A 26,170-nucleotide genomic window follows, 5' to 3' on the forward strand; every position below is an offset into this window, starting at 1 on the left:
GAACCCGCCTGGAAAGCCGCTGAATGCCACGCTTCCCGGTGCGTGACGGGAGCGTCAAGCGGCACCGAAGAACCGGCCCGGGTGGCTTATACTGTCGGCTCATCTGTTCGGAGTGCGCCCTTGACTTCTGCCCCTCACTGGATCCGCGACGACGCGGCGCTGGCCGCCCTCTGCGCGCGGTGCCAGACCCTGCCCTTCATCGCCCTCGACACCGAATTCATGCGGGTCGACACCTTCTATCCCAAGGCCGGCCTGATTCAGATCGGCGACGGTCAACAGGCCTACCTAGTCGATCCCCTGTGTATCGGTGACTGGACACCCTTCGCCGCGCTGCTGGAGGACCCGGCGGTGGTCAAGGTGCTGCACGCGTGCAGCGAAGACCTGGAAGTGTTGTTGCGCCTGACCGGCAGCCTGCCGCAGCCGCTGTACGACACCCAGCTGGCGGCGGCCTATCTGGGGCTGGCCCATTCCATGGGTTACTCGCGGCTGGTCGGCGAAGTGCTCAAGATCGACATCCCCAAGGACGAGACCCGCTCCGACTGGCTGCAACGGCCGCTGACGCCGTTGCAGGAACGTTACGCGGCGGCCGACGTGACCTATCTGGTCGACGTCTATCTCTATCTCGACGCGCGCCTGGATGACCAGCGGCGTGCCTGGCTGCTGGAGGATGGCGCTGAGCTGGTGGCCAATCTGCGCCGCATCAGCGATCCCTGGGAAGCCTATCGCGACGTCAAGCTGGCCTGGCGCCTGTCGCGCCAGCAACTGGCGGTGCTGCGGGTGCTCTGCCACTGGCGCGAGGTCAAGGCCCGCGAGCGCGACCAGCCGCGCAACCATGTCCTGCGCGAACGCTCGTTGTGGCCGCTGGCGCGTTTCCAGCCCACCGACAAGCAGGCCCTGGCGCGCATCGACGACATGCACCCGCGCACCGTGCGCCAGGACGGCGATACCCTGCTGGAACTGATCGCCGAAGGCGCCGCCACCCCGGCTGAGCAATGGCCGGCGCTGCAGGCCGAACCCTTGCCCCACGAGGCGTCGCCGCTGCTCAAGGCCTTGCGCGCCATTGGCGAACGGGATGCCGAGGCCCTGGGCATGGCGCCGGAACTGATGTTGCGCAAGAAGGTGCTCGAAGCCCTGCTGCTCACCGGCTGGCCCGATGGCGACTACCAGTTGCCGGCGAATCTGCGCGGCTGGCGTCGCGAGCGCTTCGGCCAGGCCCTTCTCGCTCACCTGCAGGCGCAACGCACCCCGCCGGCGCCCCTGGAAGACACCCCATGAAACTGCTCTGCTCCATCTACCGCAGTCCGCGCAAGCCGGAAATGTACCTCTATGTCGACAAGCTCAAGGGCCTGAAACCCGTCCCCGAGGGGCTGCTCGCAGCCTTCGGCCCGCCGGCGCTGGCCTTCGAATTCGTGCTGACCCCGGAGCGCAAGCTGGTCCGGGAAGACATTGCCAAGGTCCTCGAGAACATCGCCAAGCAGGGCTATCACCTGCAGATGCCGCCGCCGGAGCTGGAGCGCGATGACTACCTTGAGCACCTGCCTGAAGAACTGCTGCGGCTCAACGATCCGCTATGACCGCCGTCCTGCTGCTGGAAGACGCGCCGACCGGCTATGCCGCTGCCTGGCGCCAGTGGGCGCCGGAGCTGGACCTGCAGGTACCGGCGGACCCGGTCGAGGCCGTGCGTCTGGCGCAGCAGCCGTGCTACTGGCTCGGCCAGCCCGATCGCGCCGCGGCCCTGTTGCGCCAGGGCGTCAAGCCGCTCTGGCTGCAATCGACCTGGGCCGGCTACGCACCGCTGCTGGCGGCGGATCTGCCCTGCGACTATCGCTTCAGCAGGGCGGTGGGCTTGTTCGGCCAGAGCATCGGCGAATACGTCCTGACCTATCTGCTGCAGTTTGAGCGCCAGGTGGCTGGGCGGCAGCTCAGTCAGCAGGAAGGACGCTGGGATACCCGGGCGCCTGGCACCCTGGCCGGGCGGCGGCTGTTGCTGGTCGGGGCAGGGGACATCGGCCAGGACATCGCCCGCCTGTTCGCGCCGTTCGGCATGATCCTCACCGGCGTCGCCCGCAGTGCACGAACCTTGCCTGGCTTTGCCCGGGTGGTGACGCTCGCGGAACTGCGCCAGGCGGCGCGGGATGCGGACTTCGTGGTCAATCTGTTGCCGGACAGCGGCAGCACCCGGGATCTCTACGATGCGGACTTCTTCGCCGCCTTGCCTGCGGGTGCCTTGTTCATCAATGCCGGACGCGGCACCAGCGTGGTGGACGCCGAGCTGATCGCCGCGTTGGAGAGCGGGCAGCTGGCCGGGGCGGTGCTGGACGTGTTCCGTCAGGAGCCGTTGCCGGCCGAGCATCCCTTCTGGCAGACACCCAACCTGCACCTCACCGCCCATGTCGCCGGACCTACGCCGCCGGCGGCGGCGGTCCGGTTGTTTCTCGACAATCTCCAGCGCCTGCAACAGGGGCAGCCCCTGCGCGGCGCCGTCGACCTGGCCGCTCAGTCGAAGGTATAGGGGCCGGCCACCGCCAGCTCTTCGACGGTCAGGCGCGGACTGGGCAACTCGCGCCCCTGCAGGGACTCCGGCAGGCTGGCCTTGTCGCCCAGCTTGCCGATGGCCACCGCCAGCTCGACCTTGAACGCTGCCGGCACCTTCAACTCACGCTGGATACCTTCGCGATCGATCCCGGCCATGCCGTGGGCGTGCCAGCCGGCGTTGGTCGCCTGCAGCGCCAGGTAGGCCCAGGCCGCACCGGCATCGAAGCTGTGACTGGGGAAGGGGACTTCCTCGCCACTGCTGGCGCGCAGCAGGGTGGTCTTCGACAGGATGATCACCAGCGCCGAGGCGTGCTGCGCCCAGCCGCGGTTGAATTCACTGATCAGCGACAGGAACAGCGCCCAGTGGGCGTCGTCGCGTCGTGCATAGAGGAAGCGCCAGGGCTGGGCGTTGAAGGCTGACGGCGCCCAGCGCGCGGCCTCGATGAAGCCGAGCAGTGTCTCCTCCTCGATGGCGACCGGGTCGAAGGCGCGGGGCGACCAGCGCTGGACGAACTGGGAATCGACGGGATACTGGGGCGTACGGCTGCTGCTGGTCATGGCTTCACCACGGGAGGAAAGGGGAGTCCGGCACGGTAATCCGGTCGGTCGGAGTCGACAAGGGCGCGAACGGTGCTTGGCGCTCGCGGCGTGCGGCACTAGACTGCGCGCCCCCTTTCCTTGCCACGATCTCTGCCATGGCCGCCATCACCCAGCCGTTCTGGAAGCGCAAGACCCTCGATCAGCTCGATGCCCAGGAATGGGAGTCGCTGTGCGACGGCTGTGGCCTGTGCTGCCTGCAGAAACTCGAAGACGAGGACGACGGCGCCGTCTACTACACGCGCATCGCCTGCAAGCTCCTGGATCTCAAGACCTGCCAGTGCAGCCGTTACGCCGAGCGCACCCGCTTCGTCCCCGACTGCATCCAGCTCACGCCGGCCCAGGCCGACCAGTTCGCCTGGCTGCCGCCCACCTGCGGCTATCGCCTGGTGGCCGAAGGCAAGGATCTGCCGGAGTGGCACCCGCTGATCTGCGACGACCGCGAGGCGGTGCACAAGGCCGGCATCTCCCAGTCCGGCCGCATGCTCAGCGAGACCCAGGTCGCCGAAGACGACTGGGAAGACTATCTGATCTTCCGCGCGGGCTGATAACAGCTTCAGACCACCGCGGGGCTGGCCCGCCGCGGTACGGCCAGGTCCGCCGCGCGATGGCAGCGTACCTCCGCCAAGGTGCCTGGCAGCAGTACCTGAGGTCGCTCGCAACCGGCGCCCGCCTGCGGACAGCGATCCCGAAAGAAACAGCCCGTCGGCAGCACCCGGTTGCCCGGCAACTCGGTGCGCTGCGCCGCAGCATCGCCGGTGAGCGGCTGGTCCAGCCGCGGCACCGCTTCCAGCAACAGCCGGGTATAGGGATGGCTGGGTTGCTCCAGCACCTCTGCCGCCGCCCCTAGCTCGACGATCTGCCCCAGGTACATCACCGCCACGCGATCAGCCAGGTGGCGCACCACCGAGACGTTGTGGGAGATCAGCACGAAGGTCAGGCCGCGTTCGCGTTGCAGCTGGGCCAGCAGGTTGAGGATCTGCGCCTGTACCGAGATGTCCAGGGCCGAGGTGGGCTCGTCGAGAATGATGACGTCCGGGTCCGACGACAGCGCCCGGGCGATGGCGATGCGCTGACGCTGACCACCGGAAAACTGGTGCGGGTAGCGATCCAGGTATTCGGGACGGATACCGACCTGCACCGCCAGGCGCTCGGCGAGGGCGCGCAGGGCGGCGGTGGAGCTGCGACCCCGTACCACCAGCGGCTCGGTGATCAGCTTCCACACCGGCAGGCGCGGATCCAGCGAGGACTGGGGGTCCTGGAAGACGATCTGGATATTGCGCTCGCCACGGGCGGCGCCGGTGAGGGTGCCGCCCACCGGCTCCACCAGTCCCATCAGGACCTGGGCCAGGGTGCTCTTGCCGCAGCCGGATTCACCGAGCACGCCCAGGGTCTCACCGGGAAAGAGCCGCAGGTCGATGCCGTTGAGGGCATGGGCCTGGCCCTTGATGCGCCCGAGCCAGTCGCGGCCCACCGGATAACGCACCTCGACGCCGCTGAGTTCCAGCAGCGGTACGGCAGGCGGAGCAAGGGTGTTCATGCCGGGGCGTCCTCCGCCTGCAGCCAGCAGGCGCTCAGGTGATCGGGGGTGTCCGTCGGCAGCAGCGCGGGGCGCGTCTCGCAGCGCTCATGGCGCCGACTGCAACGATCCTTGAAGCTGCAGCCGCCAGGCAGCTGGGTCAGGTTGGGCACCTGGCCGGGGATGCTGGCCAGGTCGCTGCCCGGCACCGCCTTTTCCGGCAGGCAGGCCATCAGGCCCTGGGTATAGGGATGTCGGGGTGCCTGCATGACCGCCGCGGTAGCCCCCTGTTCGACGATGCCGCCGGCGTACATCACATAGACGCGATCGCAGAATTGCGCGACCAGGGCCATGTCATGGGTGATCAGCAGGATGGCGGTGCCCCGGGCCCGCGCCTTTTCGCGCAGCAGGAGCAGCACCTGGCGCTGCACCGTGACGTCCAGCGCGGTGGTCGGCTCATCGGCGATCAGCAGCTGCGGATCGCAGGAGAAGGCCAGGGCGATCATGATGCGCTGGCGCATGCCGCCGGACAGCTCGAAGGGATAGCGTTCGAGGATTTGCTCGGGATCGGCGATGTGCATGTCCTTGAGCAGCTCGATCGCCTTGGCGCGGGCCTGGGCGGCATCCAGCGCGGTATGGCGGCGAATCACGTCCAGCAGCTGGCGACCGATGCGCCGCGTCGGATTGAGCGCGGTCATCGGCTCCTGGAAGATCATCGCCGCCTCGCGGCCGCGCACCTCCATCAGCTGACGCTCGCTCAAGGCGAGCATGTCGTGGCCTACCAGGTTGACGCTGCCGCCGGTGACCCGGTAGCTGCCGGGGGGCAACAGGCCGAGGGTGAGCATGGCGGTGACCGACTTGCCCGAACCGGACTCGCCCACCACGCCGACGATCTCGCCGGGGGCCACACTCAGGCTGACGCCGTTGAGCGCCTTGGCGCTGCTGCGAAAGCCGGGGAACTCCAGATTCAACTGGTCGATGTGCAGAACGGGCTGGCCCATGTCATTTGCCCTTTTGGCGAGGATCGAGCAGATCGCGGATGCCATCGCCCAGCAGGTTGAAACCGATGGCGGTAACCAGGATCGCCAGGCCCGGGAAGGTCGAGTACCACCACTGGTCGAGGATGAAATTGCGGCCGCTGGCGACCATCACGCCCCATTCCGCGGTGGGCGGCTGGGCGCCCAGGCCGATGAAGCCCAGCGCCGAGGCCATGAGGATGGCGTTGCCGATGTCCAGGCTGAATTGCACCAGCAGCGGCGGCATGGCGTTGCGGGCCACGTGCCAGTGCACCAGGTGCCATTTGCCGGCGCCGAAGGTGCGCGCTGCCTGGACGTAGGCCAGCTGGCGGATGCTCAGGGTCTGGCCGCGCGCCAGGCGCACATAGAAGGGAATGCGCACCAGGGTGATGGCCAGCATGGCGTTGAACAGACTCGGCCCGAGGGCGGCGGCCAGGGCCATGATCAGCACCAGCGAAGGCACCGAGAGGATGATGTCCATCAGGCGCATCATCAGGCGGTCGAAGGCGCCGCCGACGATGCCCGACAGGCAGCCGAGCAGGCCGCCGCTGGCGCAGGCGGCAAAGGCCACGAACAGGCCGACGCCCACCGACTGGCGGCTGCCGTAGATCACCCGGCTCAGCAGGTCGCGACCCACCTCGTCGGTGCCGAACCAGTGCAGGGCGCTGGGCGCCTGCAGGCGGGCGGTGAGTTTCAGCGCGTTGGGCTGATAGGGCGCGAGCCAGGGCGCGGCGACCATGCACAGCAGCACCAGCAGGGTGATCACCAGCCCCGTGAGCATCAGCGGATTGCGGCGGATGCGCCAGGCCAGCCAGGCGGTCTGCTCGCGCCAGCGGGGGCGCGCAGCGGTCAGGGTCGTCATGCTAGTTCACCTTGCCGATGCGGGGATCGACCAGCCGGTAGAGCAGGTCGATGAAGCGGTTGAGCAGGACGTAGATGAAGGACACCACGATGGCGAAGCCCATGACCGCCGGGAAATCCAGCGCCTGGATCGACTTGACCACATAGGCGCCCATGCCCGGCCAGGCGAACACGGTTTCGGTGAGCACCGCGCCATAGAGCAGGTCGCCGAGCGCCAGGCCGATCACCGTGATGGAGGGAATCAGCGCATTGGGCAGCGCATGGCGCAGCACCACGGTGGTCTGCGACAGGCCATAGGCGCGGGCGGTGCGGATATAGTCCTCGCCCAGCTGTTCGAGCATGGCGCCGCGGATCTGCCGGGTGATGACGCCCAGGTTGACGAAGGCCAGGGTCACCGCCGGCAGCAACAGGTGCCTGGCCGCGCTGACGAAGCCGGTGAGATCGCCCGCCAGCAGGGTATCGATCAGATAGAAGCCGGTCACCGCTGGCGGTGGCGTCAGCCCCTGGTCCAGGCGCCCGCCGCCGGGCAGCCAGCCGAGGTGCCCGTAGAACAGCACGATCAGCCCCAGGCCCAGCCAGAAGGCCGGGGTGGAGATGCCGGCCACCGCCAGGGTACGGCTGATGTGATCGATCCAACGGTTGTTGTAGACCGCCGAGAGCACGCCCAGGGGCACGCCAATGAGGATCGACAGTAACAGCGCGGCCAGGGCCAGCTCCAGGGTGGCCGGAAAGAACAGCTGCAAGTCTTCCAACACCGGGCGATGGGTGCGGATCGACTGGCCCAGGTCGCCCTGCAGCAGGTCCCCCATGTAGCGGAAGTATTGCTGGTAGAGCGGCAGGTCCAGGCCCAGCTGCTGACGGATGCCGGCGACGATTTCATCGCTGGCACGCTCGCCGGCGATCAGCCGCGCCGGATCGCCCGGGATCAGGTGGGAGATGACGAAGGTGATCAGGGACACCCCGATCACCACGATGAGGATATCGGTCAGCTGCTTGCGCAGCAGATGGAAGAAGGCCATGGCATACCTCGCGAGGCGGGTGCCGGAGCGCGCCGGCACCCGTCGCCCTTACTTGGACATCGCAGCGAAATCGAAGACCTGTTCGAGCATGGGGTTGAACACGTACCCCTTGACCGCGGCGCGCATCGGCACCGTGTAGGCCTTCTGGTAGAGGTAGGCGTAGGCGGCGTCGCCCACCACGATCTTCTGGGCCTCCTGGTACAGCGCCTTGCGCTGGGCCACGTCGCTGACGCTGGCGGCGTCGCGCAGCAGCTGGTCCACCTTGGGATTGCTGTAGAAGGCACGGTTGCCCGCCAATCCCGCATTGGTGCTGTCGAACCAGAAGTTCATGAACATGTAGGGGTCGGCAAAGTCCGGACTCCAGTTGCCGATGGCGACGTCGAAGTCACCCTTGCCCAGGCGTTCGCGGAAGGTGGCGTTGGCCAGCTTCTCCATCTTCAGGTTGACGCCCAGGGTGCCCAGGCCGGCCTGCAGGGTCAGGCCGATCGGCTCCCATGCCGGATCCTTGTCCGAGTAGAGGAATTGCAGCTCCCGCACCTTGGGCGCCTTGCCCAGAGCGGCCTGGGCGGCTTCCAGGTCCTGCCTGGGCATTGGCAGGCTTGGATCATGGCCCCACATGCCGTCCGGGATCGGGCCGTTCATGAGCTTGGCCTTGCCCATGGCGATGCCTTCGACGATGCCCTGGTAGTCGAGGGAGTCGACCACGGCCTTGCGCGCGTTGACGTCGTTCAGGGGGGCGCGCCTGTTGTTGAGGTAGAGGTAGGTCACCCGCAGCGAGGGGTAGGCGGTGGTGACGAAGCCGGACTTCTGCGCCAGCGCCTTGACCTGGTCTTCGGGCAGGTCCTCGATGATGTCCAGATCGCCCTGTTCCAGTTGCAGGCGCCGTACCGAAGGCTCGGCGATGATGCGGATCACCACCTGCTTGAGCGTGGGGGCCTGGCCGGCGTAGTGCGGGTTGGGCTCCAGGGTCAGCGACTGGCCCTTCTGCCAGGCGGCCAGGCGATAGGCGCCGGAGCCGGCGGTATGGCCGGCCAGCCAGGCGTCCACGTCCTTGCCGTGGGTGCTGGCCACCTTGGGGTTGATCACGCTGGCGCCGTCGTGGGCCAGGGCGAAGAGGAAGGGCGCGAAGGGCTTCTGCAGGGTGAATCTGATCGTCTGCGGATCCACCACGGTCACCGTCATGTCCGCCGGGAAGATGCTGGACGGGCCCTGCTTGAGCTTCATCAGACGCTCGACGGAGAACTTGACCGCCTCGGCGGTGACCTCGCTGCCATCGTCGAACTTGTTGCCGGGCTTGAGGGTGAAGGTCCACACCAGGTTGTCGGGGGAGACGGTCCAGCCGCTGGCCAGGTCGCCCTCGACGTCGGTGCTGCCCTTGCCGTCTTCCACCTTGTAGCGCATCAGGCGCTGGTAGGCCGGGTAGGTCACGGTCCAGTCGTTGTTGTCGAAGGTCACGCCCGGATCGACGGTCTGCAGATCCGCAGGCTTGCCGATGACCAGGGTGTCGGTCGCGGTGGCGGCGCTGGCCGGTTGCCAGGCGCCGAGGCCCAGCAGGGAAACCAGGGCGAGCACTCGGGACGCCGATGAAACGTGGGTGCGCGAAGACGAGAACATGCCGGTACCTCGGATTGTTTGGGTTTATGGGTGTTTCGGCAGTGGGCAAGGCGGTCGAGCGAAGGGCTCGCGGCGCCGGATTCGAATGACCCGGTCGCCGGCAGGATCAGTTCAGCAGGGCGGCGAGCTCCTCCTGACTGAGATGGTGGTAGTCGATCAGCGCATAGCGACGGGCGTCGGGCAGTTCGAAGTGCCACCACTCGCTGGGGATGAAGGTGAAGCCGGCGCTCTGCATGATGCCCAGCAGCAGCAGGCGGTTGCGCTGGGCGGCGGCGGGCAGCGCCGGATTGAACAGGTGCGACAGCTCGCGCATGTCGTCGAAGCCGGTACCCATGTCCAGCGGTTCACCGGCCTCGTCGAGCAGGGTCACGTCCACGGCCACGCCGCGGCTGTGGTGCGAACCCTGCGCCGGATCGCTCACGTACTGGGCGTCGGGCAGTACCCGCCACAGCAGTTGCTGGGCATAGGGCGGGCGGTAGGCATCCAGTACCCGCAGACGCAGACCGGCCTGTTGCGCCAGCGCGCTGGCGCGTTGCAGGCGGCCGGCGGCATCCCGGTGCAGCAGGCAGTGGGCGTCCTGGTAGAGCACCTTGCCGGCCAGGTTGTCGGCGGTCGCGTAGACCAGGTGGATGGCTACGCCGTAGTGGTCGGCGTCGATCTCGACGAGTTCTGGATGGTTCACGGTACGGAAGGCTTCCTTGGGGTGAAGAAGAGGGCCAGGGCTCATTCGAATTGCCCGAAGCGCTGCTGCAGGGCGCGGTTGCTGGCCAGCCGCTGTTCCAGGGCATCGCCCGAGCGATCCGCCACCGCCGACACCAGCAGGTTCAGCAGGCAGGCCAGCGGCGCCAGAGAGTCCCAGAACTGGTCGACTTCCAGGCGCAGTTGCAGCAGGTCGGCGGGGTAATCCCGCGCCCAGGGGCAGTGGTAGTCGGTGATCAGCGCCATGGGCAGCCGGGCATCGCGAGCGCTCTCGCAGAGCTTGCGGGTCACGCTGGAATAGGCGCGAAAGTCGGCCACCACCAGATAGGGCTGGGCGAAGCCGCTGTTGAAGATGTCGGCGTAGGTGCCCGACAGCCCATCGACATAGAAGGCCTTGGGGCGGATGTATTCCAGCAGGCTGTGAAAACTGCCGAGTACCCCGCGGGTGGTCTGGATACCGGCGATGAACACCGCGTCCGCGCCGGTCAGCTGCCGGACCACCTGTTCGAACACCGGTCCGCGAGCCAGCTGGTAGACGTCCTCGATGGCGGCGAGCTCGGCGGCCAGGGAGCGATCCAGGGCGTCGCTGCGTCCGCTCTGCTGGCGAAAGGCACTGAAGCGGTCGGTGATGCGCCAGGCTTCCAGGCCTTCGTCTCTCAGGCTCTGCTTGACGTCGTCGAGGTTGCGATAGCCCAGCGAGCGCAGCAGCCGGCCCACGGAAATGCCGGTGGTGTTGGTGCGCTGGGCGATGCTGTCGGCGGTCTCGAAGGGCAGTTTCTCCGGATTGGCCAACAGATAGCCCGCGACGCGTTTGCCGGTGGGCGTAAGGTCGGCGAAGGCGCCTTCGAGGGCCTGGAAGAACAGCGGCTTGGTCAAGGTGTGGATCCGCAATGTTATCGAGCTGTCATTAAAAGCTCCGTTGTTCGAAAGCTAACATCGCTTTTCCAGGCGTCGCAAGAGGCCGCACGCCGGTTGTCACCGAGGTGTCGCAAAGCGGATTCAGGGGTCGCTACGAGATAAGCCAGTCGGGGCTGAATGGCCTGGAGGAAGGTAGCGGCGTCCCGGACGAGACGCCGCGGTACAGCCGGAGGTCAGCCCAGCGGCGACTCCATTTGCGAGGTGCGCTCGACGGCGCCATAGTGATCGCCGACCGCATGGGCGCGTTCCAGCAGCACCTTCAGCTCGGCCAGATCCTGGGCGATGCGGGTGCCGGGGTCGCGACGCAGCAGTCGGGCGAACAGATGGCCGAGGCGCCCGGCTGGCGGCTCGTAGGCCATGACCGCGGTCACCTCGGTGCCACCGGGCACATCGGCGAAGCTGACCCAGCCCAGGTTGTTCAGGCCGGCATAACCGCAGGAGCGCCAGCCGATCAGCCGACCCGGTACGTCGTCGGTGACTTCGGCGTCCCATTCGAAGCGCCCCATGGGCGCCTTGACCACCCAGTGGGAATAGCGGTCGTTGAGCACGTCCACGCGTTCGATATGGCGCATGAAGATCGGCAGGTTGGAGAAGTCGCGCCAGAAGCGATAGAGCTCATCGCGGGGGCGGGCGATGATAATGCGGCGGGTCTGGGAGGCTGCCGAATGCCAGGCCAGCGAACGGCGGACGTCGCGCTCGAAACGCACCTTGGTCAGGGTGCTCTTGATCGAGCAGTGACCGCGCAGGCCGCGTTTCAGCAGCCAGGCGCCAGTGGCGCCGGTCAGCAGGCCGAGCAGACCGCCACGCGCCAGGCCGCGGCTGATCAGCAGGCCACCGCCGGCCACGGAGGCCAGGCGTTCGACGCCCTTGATGGCAGCGGCGTCGCGAGGCGGAGGAGCGAGAGTGGGAGTGGGGGCATCTAGGTGCATGGCAGATTCTCCTTTAGCTGTGGAAAAGACCTGCCCAGAGCCCCCGCCGTTCCCTAGCCGGTCAGGCCCAGTACCCGGAAGACGAAGGCGTATTCCAGGGCCACGTCGCGCAAGGCCTGGTAACGCCCGCTCATGCCGCCGTGGCCGGCGCCGAATTCGGTCTTGAGCAGGAGCAGTGGCGCCTGATCGGTCCGCCGCTCGCGCAGCCGCGCCACCCACTTGGCGGCTTCCCAGTACTGCACCCGGGTGTCGTGATAGCCGGCCACCGCCAGGATGGCCGGATAGGCCTGGGCCTTGACGTTTTCGTAGGGCGCGTAGCTGGCGATGCGCGCGCGCACCTCGGGCTCGTTCGGATCGCCCCACTCGTCGTACTCGGTCACGGTCAGCGGCAGGTCCGGCTTGAGCATGGTGTTGAGCACGTCGACGAAGGGCACCTCGGCAATGGCGGCGGCATAGAGGTCCGGACGCTGGTTGAGCACGGCGCCGATCAGCAGACCGCCGGCGCTGCCGCCGCTGATGACCACCTGTTGCGGCGTCGTCAGACCCTGTTCCAGCAGATGCTCGGTGCAGGCGATGAAGTCGTCGAAGGTGTTCTGCTTGTGTTCCAGCTTGCCGCTGCGATACCAGGCTTCACCCAGCTCACCGCCGCCGCGCACATGGGCGATGGCGAAGCGCACGCCACGATCCAGAAGGCTCAGGCGGGCATGGGAGAACCAGGGGTCGAGGCTGTGGCCATAGGCGCCGTAGCCATACAGATAGAGCGGGGCGCTTTGCGGCAGGTCGCGCCGACCGACCAGGCTGATGGGGATACGGGTGCCATCGGCGGCGGTGGCCCACAGGCGGCGGCTCTCGTAGGCATCGGCGTCGAACGGGCCTTCCACCGGGACCTGCTTGAGCACCCGCTGGGTACCGCTGGCCAGGTCCAGTTCGCGGATCTCGGCGGGGCGATTGAGCGCCTCGTAGCGCAGGCGCATGACCGGGCTGTTGAATTCCAGCACGTCCATGGCATCGAGGCTGTAGACCTCGTCCGGCAGGTCGACCCGATAGGGCGCCTGGCCGTAGGGCCGCACCTCCAGAATCGGCAGGCCGGCGCTGCGCAGACTCAGCACCAGCGCCTGGGCGCCGAGACTGGCATCCTCCAGCATCACCTGCGGGTCATGGGGCACCACCGGCTGCCAGTGCGCGCGCGTGGGGCTGTCCTCGGCGGCCTGGTAGAGCGCGAAGTTGATGCCGTCCTGATTGCTGCGGATGTACCAGCCATCGACGCCATGATCGGGGAAGTACTCATGACCTTCCTCGCGGGGCGCCAGGCAGACAAAAGCCTCGTCCGGCCGATCCGCGTCCAGCACCCAGGCTTCGCTGGTGGTCTTGCTGTGCGACAGCAGCAGCAGCTTGCGCTCGGAGCTCGAACGATAGCAGCCGAGAAAGAAGCGCCCGTCGGTCTCGTGGAAGACCAGTTGCGGCTCGGCATCGTCCAGGTGGTAGCGATAGAGCTTGTGCGGACGATGAGATTCGTCGCGCTCGCCAAAGAACAGGGTGCGGCTGTCGTTGGCCCAGGTCAGGCTGCCGTCGCACTCCTCGAAGGGCAGCTCGGTCACCAAGCCGGTGGCCAGCTCCTTCACATAGAGCCGGTAGGTCTCGTCACCGATTTGGTCGAGGCTGTAGGCGAGGCGGGTCTGGTCCGGGCTGATGGTGAAGCGGCCGACCGAGAGAAAGCCGCCGTCGGCGATGGCGTTGCCGTCGAACAGCAGCTCCTCGGTCGCCGGATCGGGCGTCAGGTCGCCATTGGCCGGGCGACGGCAGCGATAGTTGCGGCCGTATTCGTCACCGGCCTGGGTGCGCTGATAGTAGAGATAGTCGCCGCGGGGGACGGGCAGCGACAGGTCCGTCTCGCGAATGCGCGCGCGGATCTCTTCGAACAGCTGTTCGCGCAGGGCGGCCTCGGGTGCCAGCTGGACTTCCAGGTAGGCGTTCTCGGCTTCCAGGTGTGCCAGCACCTCGGGGGCGTCGCGGCTCTCCAGCCAGGCGTAGGGGTCGTCATCGGGGGCGCGGCGGGCAATGGGGGCTTGGGTCATGCGGGCTCCTTGGGCGCCGCGCAAGAGCACGCGGGCGGGGCAAAACCGCTATCATAGGCTTCTCCTTTCCGCTATCGCCATGGATCGCAATGACCGAGCAAGAGTACCTGATCGCCTGGGCCGTCTACGCCATCGCCGCGCTGCTGCTGTTGGTGGTGTCTTTCAAGGCCACCGGCTGGCTCTGGCGCTGGCTGCGCGAACCCATCCGGCTGGTGGTGGCCGTGCTGCTGGTGACGCCGGCCCTGGTGGATGCCGAGCACGGCCTCTATGCCCCGGCGATCGCCGTGACGGTGCTGGATCTGGTGTTCAAGGTGGGCAACAGCGCCTGGTCGGCCGTGGCCAACCTGGCGGCCGCCGGCACCATCGGCGTGGTGCTCTATCTGATCTTCGTCCTCTGTCGCTGGCTGTACCGTCGCTCCCATCCGCGTCCGGCGCCGGTCGCCGCAGCGGCGCCGACGGATGATCCGCAACCGGAATCGCCGGTGGCGCCACGGACCCCGGCAGCCCCGGTCGAGCGCCGCGAACCCCGGGGACGTAGCGAGCGCGTCGAACCCCGTCTTTAATCCAGGCTTGCGCCCGGGGCGTGACCCCTTCAGCATGATTGCGAAGGGCAGCGGCTGCAGCCGCCGTTGAACCAGGCAGCCACCCCGGAGGGACGGACATGTGCGAATTGCTGGGCATGAGTGCCAACGTGCCCACGGATCTGGTCTTCAGTCTCCAGGGCCTCATGCAGCGCGGCGGCCGCACCGGTCCGCATCGGGACGGCTGGGGCGTGGCCTTCTACGAGGGCAGGGGACTGCACCTGTTCAAGGATGCCCTGCCAGGCGCCGATTCCGAGGTGGCCAAGCTGGTCCAGGGCTACCCGATCAAGAGCCATACGGTGATCGGCCATATCCGGCACGCCAACGTCGGGTCGGTCAATCTGGCCAATACCCACCCCTTCGTGCGCGAACTGGGCGGGCGCTACTGGAGCTTTGCCCATAACGGCCAGCTGCAGGACTTCCATCCCGAGCCGCGCTTCTACCGGCCGGTCGGCGATACCGACAGCGAGACGGCCTTTTGCAGCCTGCTGGATCAGGTCCGCGAGCGCTTTCCCGAACCCGTCCCGGTGGAGATGCTGTTGCCGCAGCTGGTGAACGCCTGCGATGGCTTTCGCAAGAAGGGCGTCTTCAACTGCCTGCTCAGCGACGGCGACTGGCTGTTCAGCTTCTGCACCACCAAGCTGGCCCATATCACCCGCCGCGCCCCCTTCGGTCCGGCCCAGTTGCGCGATGCGGAAGTCCACATCGACTTCAAGGCCGAGACCTCGCCCAAGGACGTCGTCACCATCATCGCCACCGAGCCGCTGACCTCCGACGAGGTCTGGACCCTGCACCAGCCAGGGGAATGGCATCTCTGGTGGGACGGCGAGATCGTCTCCCAGGGCCGCGTCTAGACAGGAAGCCACACCACGATGCTGCGCAGTTATATTCGTCTGCTGTTGTTTACCCTGGCCTTGCTGGTAGGGGTACAGATTCCCGGCTTCATGCTCGACTACGAGCAGCGCGTGGATGCCCATCGCCTGGAGTCCGATCAGGCCCTGAGCGGTTTCAGACGGACCGCGCAACAGTATTTCGAAGGCAGCCTCGACGGCTTGCTGGCGCATTACCGGGCCAGCGAGGATCCGGTCTTTCGCAGCGACGCCGACAGCCTCGGCGTGCTGCTGCGCCGTAATGCGCTGTTCAATGAGGAGTGGCAGGCGCTGCAGGGGCCCTGGTACCAGCGGGCCTGGCACATCCTGGTATCACCCAACGCCGAATTGCGGAACGAGACCCTGCAGCAGTATCGCTATCAGGTGGTGCTTACCCCCGAAGCCATAGGTTGGGGGATAGGGCTGGGGTTGGCCTTGGCGGTGACGATGGAAACCCTCGCGCTCTGGCTTTCAATCCTGCTCTATCCGCGGCGTCCAGCCCGCCGGGTGTCCTAGCCTTCTAAAAAATTTCACGTTTTCAGGCGTTTAGCTGAAAAAAGGGCTTGACGCTAAAGTCCCGCGCTGTAGAATGCGCACCCACAGCAGGCACGTAGCTCAGTTGGTTAGAGCACCACCTTGACATGGTGGGGGTCGTTGGTTCGAATCCAATCGTGCCTACCAAACAAAACCCGCACTGCTGGCGGGTAAGAAAAAAGGCGATCCGAAAGGGTCGCCTTTTTTCGTTTGGGGATGGATTGGGAAGGCCCCCGTGGGCAACGCTTCAGATCCATCCTGGCGATTTGGGGCTGATGACCAATAGCGCGGCACCGCCATTCCACCGTCGCCAGCTGCCCTTGAGTAGCCACCAGGCCTCTCGGCAGGCCGCTGGCGCTGCTGCTCGGCATGCTTCATGACCTGAGTCATTCCAATGGCGTGCTGCTGGGCCAGGGTCTTTGCCCCCAAGAAGGCGAGGCGCTAGGCGTCTCGCTGCCGGGCAGTCATCGGCCACGTGAGCGCCACGAACGCCATCCCGCCACCGACCAGCAGCAACGCCGCACTCAGGCTCCAATGCTGCGCGACGAAGCCGATGGCGGCTGGACCGATGAGAATGCCGGCGTAGCCGATGGTGGTAATAGCTGCGATGGCGTGGCTTGCGGGCATCCGTGTCTGCCTGCCGGCGGCACTGAAAAGCACGGGGACAATGTTGGACGCCCCGAGGCCGACGAGCAGGAAGCCGGCGAAGGCAAAGGGCTGGGTAGGTGCCAGGACCGCCATCAGGAAGCCTGCCGCGGCGAGTAGGCCGCCGCCTACGACCACTTTCAGGCCACCCAGCGTCTTCACGATCCAGTCGCCGGTCAGGCGGCCAATGGTCATCGCCAACGCGAATACCGTGTAACCGAAGCCGGCCTGTGCCGGGTCGACGCCATGCGCATCGATCAGGAACAGGGCGCTCCAGTCCAGGATCGCGCCTTCGCCGAGAAAGATCAGAAAACAGAGCAGGCCGATGAAGGCGACGATCCCGCGCGGCAGTGTGAACAGCGGAGTATGCCCGGCGTCATGATTGCCGTAGGGCAGCAGACCCTTGATTGAGGCCGCGAGTAGAACGATCAACAGCGCGCTGAACACCAGAGTCGCAACCAGCGACTGAATTCCAGCCCCCAGCAGAACGCTCATGCCGCCGGCGCCGACGATCCCGCCGACACTGAACAGGCCGTGGAAGCCGGACATCATGTTGCGCCCGCTGTCCTTCTCGACCATCACGGCCTGGATGTTGATTGCGACATCCAGGGCGCCAACGCTGGCCCCGAACAGGGCCAGGGCTATGGCCATGCCGAGAGGCGAATCGGCGACGGCAAGCAGCGGCAGCACCAGCGCCAGTGCCACCGAGCTGGTCGCGATCACCGCGCGGCATCCGAAGCGGCTGGCGAGGATGCCGACGATGGGCATCGCGACAATGGATCCCAGGCCCAGGCAAAGCAGCAGAAGGCCTAGCGTCGAATCATCGGCGCCGATCCTCGCCTTGGCGACGGGCACCAGGGGTGCCCACGCGGCCATGGCCGAACCCGCAATGAGAAAGCCGGCGCGGGTCGCCCATTGCTCGATTGCCCCCGAAGGCTGTTGGGCGGCGAGTTGCACGTGTTGCATGGGCCATGCTCCGGAATAAGGTGTCGGTAGGAGTGATACCACCTCATACCAGTGTGAGCTGATCATGCATGATTAAGCAATACCGCGCACAATCGTGCATATCATGCGTGGTAGGCGCAGCGTGAGTCGGCTGTGCCTGTCCCGAGCGGGTTGGCAGCCGGCTGGCGTCGAGGTAGCGGCCAGAGTCTGGTAGCTCTGCCTGCAAAGAGGAGGGGTGATAGCTCTGGGAATTTATGGGCGGAACAGTGCTTCAACCCGTCGACAGGCTCGGATGTCAGCCGTACCGACTGCCTCCGGTACAGCGGCAGCCTAGGTCCAGGCACCTTGAGATTTTCGATGCCGACGCTGTTGGCGGGCCCTACCAAAACTTTTTGCAGAAGGGGTATTGGTTCAGGGCCCGTCGGACCTGGCAAACGAAATCGGGCGTTTGATGGGCATTGGAAAAGGGCGATCCAAGCGGTCGCCCTTTTCGTATTTGTCCGTGCTGCACGCCGTGATCGAGCCGGAAGTGCTGGGTATCGGCTCGTTTAACCAGGCGACCTTGCGATCGCCCTGTTGTGCGTCCCAAGCCATCAGCTGCTCGGAGTAACGGTCTCGGTAAAGGAGCCCGCCGGCTGCAGCCCGTGCTTGTTCGCCGTGAAGTCCAGCGCCGTCGAGGCGTAGCGCACGCCATCCTGAACCTGCTTGAGCGTCAGGTTGGCCTCATAGAACTTGTCGCTGGCCAATTGCTTGGCCGCCTGGTCGACGTCCGTCATGGTCTGCTTGAGCGGTGCCAGGGCAATGGCCGTATCGATATCCACATCGGCCAGGCGCAAGGTTTCTGCAGCACCCTTGGCGTCGCCATGTTTGAGTTTGTTATTGGCATCGGCCACTGCCTTAACTTTCTGCGGGCTGGCCATATAACTGTCCTGCACTACGGTATCGCCCCAGATAGGTAACCAGGAGGTTACGGCGGTACTAGTATCGGCCTTGCCCTGATTGTCCTTGACCTGCAACTCACTCGCGGCTTTTTTCAATGCCGTGTTATCCGACTGCGCAAGTTTGAGTGCCTGTTGGGCGTCCTTGACATGGGATACCGCTTGCTTCGTCTGGCCTTGGAAGAGTTCCAGGCGCGCGGCGGAGATGTCGGTGAAAGCTCTTTGTCCCTGGGTGGAGAGGGCCTGGAAGCTGCCCAGTTCTTTTGCCGAGGGGGCTTGGTTCGCGGCGATGGCCGCAGACGAGCAGGCGGCTACGATGGCGACGACCAGCATGCTCTTTGCCAGTGTGTTCTTGACGTTCATTTGCTGCCTCCAGCGGATATGCAATTGAAGTAAGGCTATCGCTCAGGTACCAGAACCAGGTTCTGCAGTGCCTGGAATCGATACTCCGCCGTATCGCTTAACACTGGATTAATAAGGGCGAGTCTTTTCTTGAATAGCGGCTGAACAAGTCTGCGTGGATACATCCATGAGATCGTGTCGTACCTAATCAAGATAAGAGCCTGATTGGGTCCGGCGTAAGTTTGTTTTGCGCGGTAGAACTTTCCGGACGTCCGAGTCGGCCTTCTGCGGAACTCGCGGGCGGGGTGTGACCGCTTGCCTCGGTCGTGAGGCCCGGGCTTTTCACGTAGACTGGCGGACGATTTTTTCTTGGGGCTCCGTTGCTTCGCCAGGCGCGAGCAGGCCCCGTTGCCGCGAGGAGCGAGTGATGACGCAGGGTGGTGAAGGCCGGCAGATCGGCAAGGGTGGTTGCCTGGGATTGATCCTGCTGTCGATCCTGTTTGCGGTCGTGATCTTCGGCTCCATCATCTACGTCTATCGCCACAATGCGACGCCGGTCAGCCGCGCCAACGAGCAGCAGGCCATCGACCAGTGCCTGGCACGGGCCAACGCCGCGGACACCTCGCCGGCGGATCGCCAGGCGCTGATGGAAAACTGCCAGGAAATGCAGAAGCAGTTCCTCAAGAAGTATCCCGACGCGGCGCGCTAGGTAGACGACAGTCCCTTGGCGAGGTTGCGCCAGGTCTCAGTTTCTGAAAGGATTTCCGTCCCAAACTTTCCAGTGATCCTTTCGCGTCGCCCGGAATGCCTTACGGCCCTGCCACTGTGCGGCGGGATTTCCAGCGGTGCGGCTGCTTACTGGCCAATCCCACCATGTGGCCCTTGGTATGGGTCACCACTGAGTTGAGGAGGCGCCATGCCTGTCATTACTCTCCCCGACGGTAGCCAACGTCCATTCGACAAGCCCGTCACCGTAGCCGAAGTCGCCCAGTCCATTGGCGCCGGTCTCGCCAAGGCCACCATCGCCGGTCGCGTCGATGGCCAGCTGCGCGATGCCAGCGATCTCATCGAGCAGGATGCCAACCTGCAGATCATCACCGCCAAGGACGAGGCCGGTCTGGAGATCATCCGCCACTCCTGCGCCCACCTGGTAGGTCATGCGGTCAAGCAGTTGTTCCCGACCGCCAGGATGGTCATTGGTCCGGTGATCGACGAGGGCTTCTACTACGACATCGCCTTCGAGCGTCCCTTTACCCTCGATGACCTCTCGGCCATCGAGACGCGGATGCGCGAGCTGATCGACAAGGACTACGACGTCATCAAGAAGATGACGCCGCGCGCCGAGGTCATCGAGGTGTTCAAGGCCCGGGGTGAGGAGTACAAGCTGCGCCTGATCGACGACATGCCGGAGGAGCAGGCCATGGGCCTGTACTACCACGAGGAATACGTCGACATGTGCCGGGGCCCCCACGTGCCCAACACCCGCTTCCTCAAGGCGTTCAAACTGACCAAGCTGTCCGGCGCCTACTGGCGTGGCGACGCCAAGAACGAACAGCTGCAGCGCATCTATGGCACCGCCTGGGCGGACAAGAAGCAGCTGGCGGCCTATATCCAGCGCATCGAGGAAGCCGAGAAGCGCGACCATCGCCGCATCGGCAAGCAGCTCGACCTCTTCCACCTGCAGGAAGAAGCGCCCGGCATGGTGTTCTGGCATGCCAATGGCTGGACCGTCTACCAGGTGCTCGAGCAGTACATGCGCAAGGTCCAGCGCGACCACGGCTACCAGGAGATCAAGACGCCCCAGGTGGTCGATCGCGTTCTGTGGGAGCGTTCGGGTCACTGGTCCAACTATGCCGAAGGCATGTTCACCACGGCCTCGGAAAGTCGTGACTTCGCGATCAAGCCGATGAATTGCCCCTGCCATGTGCAGGTGTTCAACCAGGGCTTGAAGTCCTACCGCGACCTGCCGCTGCGCCTGGCCGAATTCGGTGCCTGCCACCGCAATGAGCCGTCCGGTGCCTTGCACGGCATCATGCGCGTGCGCGGCTTCACCCAGGATGACGCCCACATCTTCTGCACGGAAGAGCAGGTCAAGCAGGAGGCCGACAACTTCATCAAGCTGACCCTGCAGGTCTATGCCGACTTCGGTTTTACCGACGTGATCATGAAGCTCTCCACCCGGCCGGCCAAGCGCGTCGGTTCCGAAGAGCTGTGGGATCGCGCCGAGAAGGCCCTGGCCGATGCGCTGGATGCCTCGGGTCTGGACTGGGAATACCAGCCGGGCGAGGGCGCCTTCTACGGACCGAAGATCGAATTTACCCTCAAGGACTGCCTGGGTCGTCAATGGCAGTGTGGTACCCTGCAATACGATCCGAATCTTCCGGAGCGTCTCGATGCCAGCTACATCTCCGAGGACAACAGCCGTCAGCGTCCAGTGATGCTGCACCGCGCCATCCTCGGTTCCTTCGAGCGTTTCATCGGCATGCTCATCGAGCACTATGCCGGTCTGTTCCCGGCGTGGCTCGCCCCGACCCAGGCGGTGGTGCTCAATATCACCGACAAGCAGGCCGATTTTGCCCAGCAGGTCGTCGGCGAATTGAACGCTGAGGGCTTCCGAGCCAAAGCCGACTTGAGAAACGAGAAGATCGGCTTTAAAATCCGTGAGCATACTTTGCTCAAGGTTCCCTATCTCCTGGTTATTGGAGACCGGGAGGTTGAGACACGATCCGTTGCCGTGCGTACCCGTGAAGGCGTTGACCTGGGCTCCATGCCCGTCGAGCGTTTCCGCGAGCTGCTCACGCAAGCGGTTTCCCGGCGTGGCCGGCAAGATTCGGAGTAATCACTATCAAGCAGCGTGACATGAGACAAGACAAGCGAGCCGCACCCCGGGCACCGATCAACGAAAATATCACCGCCCGGGAAGTTCGCCTTATTGGCGCCGATGGTCAGCAAGTAGGCATCGTCTCCATCCAGGAGGCCCTGCAGGCTGCTGAAGACGCCAAGCTGGATCTGGTGGAAATCACCGCCGACGCCCTACCTCCGGTCTGCCGGATCATGGACTACGGCAAGCACATCTTCGAGAAGAAGAAGCAAGTCGCGGCGGCGAAGAAGAACCAGAAGCAGGCTCAGGTCAAAGAAATCAAGTTTCGTCCAGGGACGGAAGAAGGGGATTACCAGGTAAAACTACGCAACCTGGTACGTTTCCTAACCGAGGGGGACAAAGCCAAGGTCTCGTTGAGATTCCGCGGCCGGGAGATGGCCCACCAGGAGCTGGGCATGGAGCTGTTGAAGCGGGTCGAAGCTGACCTCGTCGAACACGGCGCCGTTGAGCAGCATCCTAAGATGGAAGGACGCCAACTCATCATGGTCATCGCCCCCAAGAAGAAAAAGTAACTACCAGGGCACTGGCAGGCCTTGCTGTTATGCGTAATCACTCAATGCGGAGTATCCGAACATGCCAAAGATGAAAACCAAAAGCGGCGCTGCGAAGCGCTTCGTGAAAACTGCTGGTGGCATCAAGCACAAGCACGCTTTCAAGAGCCACATTCTGACCAAGATGACCACCAAGCGTAAGCGTCAGCTGCGCGGTACGTCGCTGATGCATGCATCCGACGTCCAAAAGGTCGAGCGCATGCTGCGCCTTCGTTAATCCTGGTTAAGAATTTAAAGGAAGTTACTCATGGCTCGTGTTAAGCGTGGCGTTATCGCTCGTCGCCGTCACAAGAAAATCCTGAAGCTCGCAAAAGGCTACTACGGTGCCCGTTCGCGCGTCTTCCGCGTCGCTAAGCAAGCGGTAATCAAGGCAGGCCAATACGCCTACCGTGACCGCCGCCAGAAGAAGCGTCAGTTCCGCGCTCTGTGGATCGCTCGTATCAACGCTGGTGCTCGTATCAACGGTCTGTCCTACAGCCGTCTGATCGCCGGCCTGAAGAAAGCGGCCATCGAGATCGACCGCAAGGTACTGGCCGATCTGGCCGTGAACGAAAAAGCGGCGTTTGCTGCGATTGTCGAGAAAGCTAAAGCTTCGCTGGCTTAAGCCCCCCGGCAATCTCGCGCCTCTGGCGCGAAGCAACGTTATCAATAGGGGAAGAGCCTCATAGCTCTTCCCCTATTTTGTATCTGGAGTCCCTAGATGGAAAACCTGGATGCGCTGGTCTCCCAAGCACTGGAGGCCGTGCGGCACACCGAAGACACCAATGCCTTGGAACAGCTCCGGGTCAATTACCTGGGCAAGAAGGGTGAGCTGACCCAGATCATGAAGACCCTGGGCCACCTCACCGCGGAGGAGCGTCCCCAGGCTGGCGCGCTGATCAACGCCGCCAAGGAACGTGTCCAGGACGCAATCAACAGCCGCAAGGCGACGCTGGAGCAGGCCGCCCTGGCCGCTCGCCTCGCCGCGGAACGCATCGACGTGACCCTGCCCGGGCGTGGTCAGGCCTCCGGTGGCCTGCATCCGGTCACCCGTACCCTGGAGCGCATCGAGCGTCTGTTCGCCAACATCGGCTATGGCGTCGCCACCGGTCCCGAGATCGAAGACGACTACCACAACTTCGAAGCGCTCAACATTCCCGGCCACCACCCGGCACGGGCGATGCACGACACCTTCTACTTCAATGCCAACATGCTGCTGCGCACCCACACCTCGCCGGTGCAGATCCGCACCATGGAGAGCCAGCAGCCGCCGATCCGCATCATCTGCCCGGGTCGGGTTTACCGCTGCGACAGCGATCAGACCCACTCGCCCATGTTCCATCAGGTCGAAGGCCTGGTGATCGACGAGGAAGTCAGCTTCGCCGATCTCAAGAGCACCCTGGTGAGCTTCCTGCGCGAGTTTTTCGAGGAAGAGCTGGAAGTCCGCTTCCGTCCCTCCTACTTCCCCTTCACCGAGCCGTCGGCCGAGGTGGACATCCGCCGCCCGAGTCGCGACGGCGAACCGGCTTCGCGCTGGCTCGAGGTGCTGGGCTGCGGCATGGTCCACCCCAATGTCCTGCGCATGGCCGGTATCGATCCGGAGAAGTACCAGGGCTTCGCCTTCGGCATGGGCGCCGAGCGCCTGGCCATGCTGCGCTACGGGGTCAACGACCTGCGCCTCTTCTTCGACAACGATCTGCGCTTCCTGGCGCAATTCCGCTAGCTGCCAGACGGGAGTCCTATGAAATTCAGTGAACAATGGCTGCGTAGCTGGGTGAACCCTGCGGCTCCGCACGAGGATCTGGTTGCCCGGCTGTCCATGGCCGGCCTGGAAGTGGACGGCGTCGAAGCGGCGGCCGGGCGCTTCCAGGGCGTCATCGTCGGCGAAGTGGTCTCCGTCGAGCGCCATCCCGATGCCGACAAGCTCAATGTCTGCCAGGTGAGCAACGGCCAGGAATTCTTCCAGGTCGTCTGCGGCGCGCCCAACGTGCGCGCAGGCCTGAAGGTGCCTTTCGCCACCGTCGGCGCCACCCTGCCCGGTGACTTCACCATCAAGAAGGCCAAGCTGCGCGGCGTGGAATCCCACGGCATGCTCTGCTCGGCCAGCGAACTGCAGATCAGCGATGACAACAGCGGCCTGCTGGAGCTGCCGGCTGCTGCGCCAGTGGGCGAAAGCATCCGCAGCTACCTGCAGTTGGACGACGCCATCATCGACGTCGACCTGACCCCGAACCGCGGCGACTGCCTGTCCATCGCCGGTCTGGCGCGGGAAGTGGGTGCCCTGTACAACGCTACCGTCGAGCCGCTGCAGGTCGAGGCCGTAGCGGCTACTCATCAGGAGGCTCGTCCGGTCGAGGTGCTGGCTCCCCAGGCCTGCCCGCGCTACCTGGGTCGTGTGGTCAAGAACGTCGACCTGTCCCGTCCGACGCCGGACTGGATGGTCGAGCGCCTGCGCCGCAGCGGCGTGCGCAGCATCGACGCCGCCGTCGACGTCACCAACTACGTGATGCTCGAGCTGGGTCAGCCCATGCATGCCTTCGATCTGCACCAGATCAAGGGCGGCATCCGCGTGCGCCTGGCCGATGCCGGCGAGCGCCTGGTGCTGCTGGATGGCCAGGACATCGAACTGCGCAACGACACCCTGGTGATCGCCGACCACGAACGCGCCCTGGCCATCGCCGGCGTCATGGGGGGCGAGCACAGCGGTGTGGCCGCCGGTACCTGTGATCTGTTCCTGGAAAGTGCCTTCTTCGACACCATCGCCGTGGCCGGCAAGGCCCGTTCCTATGGCCTGCACACCGATTCCTCCCACCGCTTCGAACGGGGCGTGGATTTCGAGCTGGCACGCAAGGCCATGGAGCGGGCGACCCGCCTGCTGCTGGACATCGTCGGCGGCGAACCAGGTCCGGTCATCGAAGCGGTGAGTGCCGAGCACCTGCCGCAGGTCGAGCCGATCCTGCTGCGCGCCGAGCGCATCGAGCGTGTCCTGGGCCTGACCCTGGACGATGCCCAGGTCGAGCGTCTGCTCAGTGGCCTGGGTCTGGCCGTGGCCAGGCTGGAGCCTGGTCGATGGCAAGTGGGCGTACCCAGCCACAGATTCGATATCAGCATCGAAGTGGACCTGATCGAAGAACTGGCGCGCCTCTATGGCTACAACCAGCTGCCGATCCGATTCCCCCAGGCCCGCCTGGCGCCGCAGCCGCTGCCCGAAAGCAAGGGCGAGCTGAGCCAGCTGCGTCGCCTGCTGGTGGCCCGCGGTTACCAGGAAGCCATCACCTACAGCTTCATCGACGAAAAGACCTTCCGTCTGTTCGCCCCCGAGGCCCAGCCGGTGATGCTGGCGAATCCCATCTCCACCGACATGGCCGCCATGCGCTCGTCGCTGTGGCCCGGTCTGGTCAGGGCGGTGCAATACAACCTCAACCGTCAGCAGGACCGCGTCCGGCTGTTCGAGTCGGGGCTGAGATTCGTCGGTCAGCTGGAAGGCCTGGTTCAGGAAAGCGTCCTGGCTGGCGCGGTCTGTGGTTCGCGTCTGCCGGAGAGCTGGTCGTCCGGGCGTGAGGCGGTGGACTTCTTCGACGTCAAGGCCGATGTCGAGGCGCTGCTGGCGCAGTCCGGTGCGGGTACTGACTTCCGCTTCGTGGCAGGCGAGCATCCGGCGTTGCACCCGGGGCAGACCGCGCTGATCGAAAGGGCAGGGCAGCCGGTCGGCTACCTGGGCGCCCTGCATCCGGAAGTGGCGAGCGAACTGGACGTGGATCGTCCGGTGTTCCTCTTCGAGCTGGCGCTGGATGCCCTCACTACCGGCAGCCTGCCGCGCTTTGGCGAGCTGTCGCGCTTCCCGGAAGTGCGGCGTGACCTGGCGCTGGTGGTGGACGAAACCGTAGCCGCAGGTGACCTCCTGGCCGACATCCGCGAAAACGCTGGAGAAGGCCTCAAGGAGCTGCGTCTGTTCGACGTCTACCAAGGCAAAGGTATTGATCCACATAGAAAAAGCGTCGCCATCGGCTTGACCTTGCAACATCCATCGCGCACATTAACCGATGAAGAAGTCAACGAAACGACGCAGAAAATCCTCGTTTCTCTGGAAAGAAGGTTCAACGCCACCTTAAGGAAATAGTGC

General features: G+C 65.1%; 26 protein-coding genes and 1 tRNA gene. 15 read left to right on the top strand and 12 right to left on the bottom strand.

Annotated elements, in window-relative coordinates; translation table 11 throughout:
- Positions 1-120 precede the first annotated feature (120 nt).
- The 3 genes from rnd to QMX82_RS05010 are packed head-to-tail and all read left to right on the top strand — an operon-like array spanning position 121 to position 2,512.
- On the top strand, positions 121-1,275 hold the full coding sequence (gene rnd / locus QMX82_RS05000) for a ribonuclease D (RefSeq protein WP_208694592.1): 1,155 nt from the start codon (positions 121-123) through the stop codon (positions 1,273-1,275).
- Positions 1,272-1,574, top strand: a complete 303-nt coding sequence (locus QMX82_RS05005; protein ID WP_208694593.1) for a YcgL domain-containing protein — start codon at positions 1,272-1,274, stop codon at positions 1,572-1,574. The genes rnd and QMX82_RS05005 overlap by 4 nt, the downstream gene beginning before the upstream one ends.
- Complete coding sequence (locus tag QMX82_RS05010; RefSeq protein WP_208694594.1) at positions 1,571-2,512, top strand: D-2-hydroxyacid dehydrogenase; 942 nt, start codon at positions 1,571-1,573, stop codon at positions 2,510-2,512. The genes QMX82_RS05005 and QMX82_RS05010 overlap by 4 nt, the downstream gene beginning before the upstream one ends.
- Here the strand turns inward: QMX82_RS05010 and QMX82_RS05015 are convergent.
- The gene (locus QMX82_RS05015) at positions 2,497-3,093 is read right to left on the bottom strand and encodes a nitroreductase family protein (RefSeq protein WP_133859638.1); all 597 of its coding nucleotides are present in this window, start codon (positions 3,091-3,093) and stop codon (positions 2,497-2,499) included. The two genes, QMX82_RS05010 and QMX82_RS05015, sit on opposite strands and share 16 nt — an antisense overlap.
- Before the next feature lie 137 nt (positions 3,094-3,230).
- Here QMX82_RS05015 and QMX82_RS05020 point away from each other — a divergent pair, with 137 nt between their 5' ends.
- Positions 3,231-3,680 carry a YcgN family cysteine cluster protein gene (locus tag QMX82_RS05020; RefSeq protein WP_058762427.1) on the top strand — a complete coding sequence of 150 codons (450 nt, stop codon included), beginning with the start codon at positions 3,231-3,233 and terminating at the stop codon, positions 3,678-3,680.
- A gap of 8 nt (positions 3,681-3,688) precedes the next feature.
- Here QMX82_RS05020 and QMX82_RS05025 read toward each other — a convergent pair whose 3' ends face one another.
- The 9 genes from QMX82_RS05025 to QMX82_RS05065 all read right to left on the bottom strand — a co-directional run bounded on the left by QMX82_RS05025 (position 3,689) and on the right by QMX82_RS05065 (position 13,782).
- Complete coding sequence (locus tag QMX82_RS05025) at positions 3,689-4,672, bottom strand: oligopeptide/dipeptide ABC transporter ATP-binding protein (RefSeq protein WP_208694595.1); 984 nt, start codon at positions 4,670-4,672, stop codon at positions 3,689-3,691.
- On the bottom strand, positions 4,669-5,652 hold the full coding sequence (locus QMX82_RS05030) for an ABC transporter ATP-binding protein (RefSeq protein WP_133859636.1): 984 nt from the start codon (positions 5,650-5,652) through the stop codon (positions 4,669-4,671). Before QMX82_RS05030 ends, QMX82_RS05025 begins: the two co-directional genes overlap by 4 nt.
- A gap of 1 nt (position 5,653) precedes the next feature.
- Positions 5,654-6,529 carry a D,D-dipeptide ABC transporter permease gene (gene ddpC, locus QMX82_RS05035; protein ID WP_208694596.1) on the bottom strand — a complete coding sequence of 292 codons (876 nt, stop codon included), beginning with the start codon at positions 6,527-6,529 and terminating at the stop codon, positions 5,654-5,656.
- Between the two features lies 1 nt (position 6,530).
- A complete protein-coding gene (locus tag QMX82_RS05040; RefSeq protein WP_133859634.1) occupies positions 6,531-7,547 on the bottom strand; it encodes an ABC transporter permease in 1,017 nt (338 codons plus the stop codon).
- A gap of 48 nt (positions 7,548-7,595) precedes the next feature.
- Entirely contained in the window at positions 7,596-9,161 is a 1,566-nt protein-coding gene (locus tag QMX82_RS05045) for an ABC transporter substrate-binding protein (protein ID WP_208694597.1), read from the bottom strand.
- 106 nt (positions 9,162-9,267) lie between these two features.
- A complete protein-coding gene (ddpX, locus tag QMX82_RS05050) occupies positions 9,268-9,843 on the bottom strand; it encodes a D-alanyl-D-alanine dipeptidase (protein WP_208694598.1) in 576 nt (191 codons plus the stop codon).
- A gap of 41 nt (positions 9,844-9,884) precedes the next feature.
- Complete coding sequence (locus QMX82_RS05055; protein WP_133859631.1) at positions 9,885-10,736, bottom strand: MurR/RpiR family transcriptional regulator; 852 nt, start codon at positions 10,734-10,736, stop codon at positions 9,885-9,887.
- A gap of 215 nt (positions 10,737-10,951) precedes the next feature.
- Positions 10,952-11,707 (bottom strand): SRPBCC family protein, encoded by a 756-nt coding sequence (locus QMX82_RS05060; protein ID WP_208694599.1) that lies wholly within the window; start codon positions 11,705-11,707, stop codon positions 10,952-10,954.
- Positions 11,708-11,760: 53 nt separating this feature from the next.
- Positions 11,761-13,782, bottom strand: a complete 2,022-nt coding sequence (locus QMX82_RS05065) for a S9 family peptidase (RefSeq protein WP_208694600.1) — start codon at positions 13,780-13,782, stop codon at positions 11,761-11,763.
- A gap of 89 nt (positions 13,783-13,871) precedes the next feature.
- On the opposite strand from QMX82_RS05065, the gene QMX82_RS05070 reads away from it, so the two are divergent.
- The 4 genes from QMX82_RS05070 (at position 13,872) to QMX82_RS05085 (ending at position 15,913) form a co-directional block, all read left to right on the top strand.
- On the top strand, positions 13,872-14,345 hold the full coding sequence (locus QMX82_RS05070) for an MFS transporter (RefSeq protein ID WP_208694601.1): 474 nt from the start codon (positions 13,872-13,874) through the stop codon (positions 14,343-14,345).
- Positions 14,346-14,443: 98 nt separating this feature from the next.
- Positions 14,444-15,217: a class II glutamine amidotransferase gene (locus QMX82_RS05075; protein ID WP_133859627.1), complete on the top strand. Its 774-nt coding sequence runs from the start codon at positions 14,444-14,446 to the stop codon at positions 15,215-15,217.
- 18 nt (positions 15,218-15,235) lie between these two features.
- Entirely contained in the window at positions 15,236-15,748 is a 513-nt protein-coding gene (locus tag QMX82_RS05080; protein WP_208694602.1) for a DUF2937 family protein, read from the top strand.
- A gap of 88 nt (positions 15,749-15,836) precedes the next feature.
- A tRNA-Val gene (locus QMX82_RS05085) sits at positions 15,837-15,913 on the top strand.
- A gap of 294 nt (positions 15,914-16,207) precedes the next feature.
- On the opposite strand, the gene QMX82_RS05090 is transcribed toward QMX82_RS05085, so the two are convergent.
- Both QMX82_RS05090 and QMX82_RS05095 read right to left on the bottom strand, forming a co-directional pair.
- The gene (locus tag QMX82_RS05090) at positions 16,208-17,377 is read right to left on the bottom strand and encodes an MFS transporter (RefSeq protein ID WP_282281407.1); all 1,170 of its coding nucleotides are present in this window, start codon (positions 17,375-17,377) and stop codon (positions 16,208-16,210) included.
- Between the two features lie 572 nt (positions 17,378-17,949).
- The gene (locus QMX82_RS05095; protein ID WP_208694604.1) at positions 17,950-18,657 is read right to left on the bottom strand and encodes a YfdX family protein; all 708 of its coding nucleotides are present in this window, start codon (positions 18,655-18,657) and stop codon (positions 17,950-17,952) included.
- A gap of 406 nt (positions 18,658-19,063) precedes the next feature.
- Between QMX82_RS05095 and QMX82_RS05100 the strand changes: the two genes are divergently transcribed.
- The 7 genes from QMX82_RS05100 (at position 19,064) to pheT (ending at position 26,167) form a co-directional block, all read left to right on the top strand.
- The gene (locus tag QMX82_RS05100; RefSeq protein ID WP_133859623.1) at positions 19,064-19,345 is read left to right on the top strand and encodes a hypothetical protein; all 282 of its coding nucleotides are present in this window, start codon (positions 19,064-19,066) and stop codon (positions 19,343-19,345) included.
- 207 nt (positions 19,346-19,552) lie between these two features.
- Positions 19,553-21,475: a threonine--tRNA ligase gene (gene thrS, locus QMX82_RS05105; protein WP_133859622.1), complete on the top strand. Its 1,923-nt coding sequence runs from the start codon at positions 19,553-19,555 to the stop codon at positions 21,473-21,475.
- Positions 21,476-21,495: 20 nt separating this feature from the next.
- Positions 21,496-22,029 (top strand): translation initiation factor IF-3, encoded by a 534-nt coding sequence (infC, locus tag QMX82_RS05110; protein WP_133859621.1) that lies wholly within the window; start codon positions 21,496-21,498, stop codon positions 22,027-22,029.
- Between the two features lie 61 nt (positions 22,030-22,090).
- The gene (gene rpmI, locus QMX82_RS05115) at positions 22,091-22,285 is read left to right on the top strand and encodes a 50S ribosomal protein L35 (protein WP_007159200.1); all 195 of its coding nucleotides are present in this window, start codon (positions 22,091-22,093) and stop codon (positions 22,283-22,285) included.
- A gap of 30 nt (positions 22,286-22,315) precedes the next feature.
- A complete protein-coding gene (rplT, locus tag QMX82_RS05120) occupies positions 22,316-22,672 on the top strand; it encodes a 50S ribosomal protein L20 (protein WP_007159199.1) in 357 nt (118 codons plus the stop codon).
- 96 nt (positions 22,673-22,768) lie between these two features.
- A complete protein-coding gene (gene pheS / locus QMX82_RS05125) occupies positions 22,769-23,770 on the top strand; it encodes a phenylalanine--tRNA ligase subunit alpha (RefSeq protein ID WP_208694605.1) in 1,002 nt (333 codons plus the stop codon).
- Between the two features lie 18 nt (positions 23,771-23,788).
- On the top strand, positions 23,789-26,167 hold the full coding sequence (gene pheT / locus QMX82_RS05130; RefSeq protein WP_282281408.1) for a phenylalanine--tRNA ligase subunit beta: 2,379 nt from the start codon (positions 23,789-23,791) through the stop codon (positions 26,165-26,167).
- Positions 26,168-26,170: the final 3 nt, after the last annotated feature.

The sequence above is a fragment of the Pseudomonas sp. PS02302 genome (assembly GCF_029959585.1).
Lineage (GTDB): Bacteria > Pseudomonadota > Gammaproteobacteria > Pseudomonadales > Pseudomonadaceae > Chryseomonas > Chryseomonas aestiva.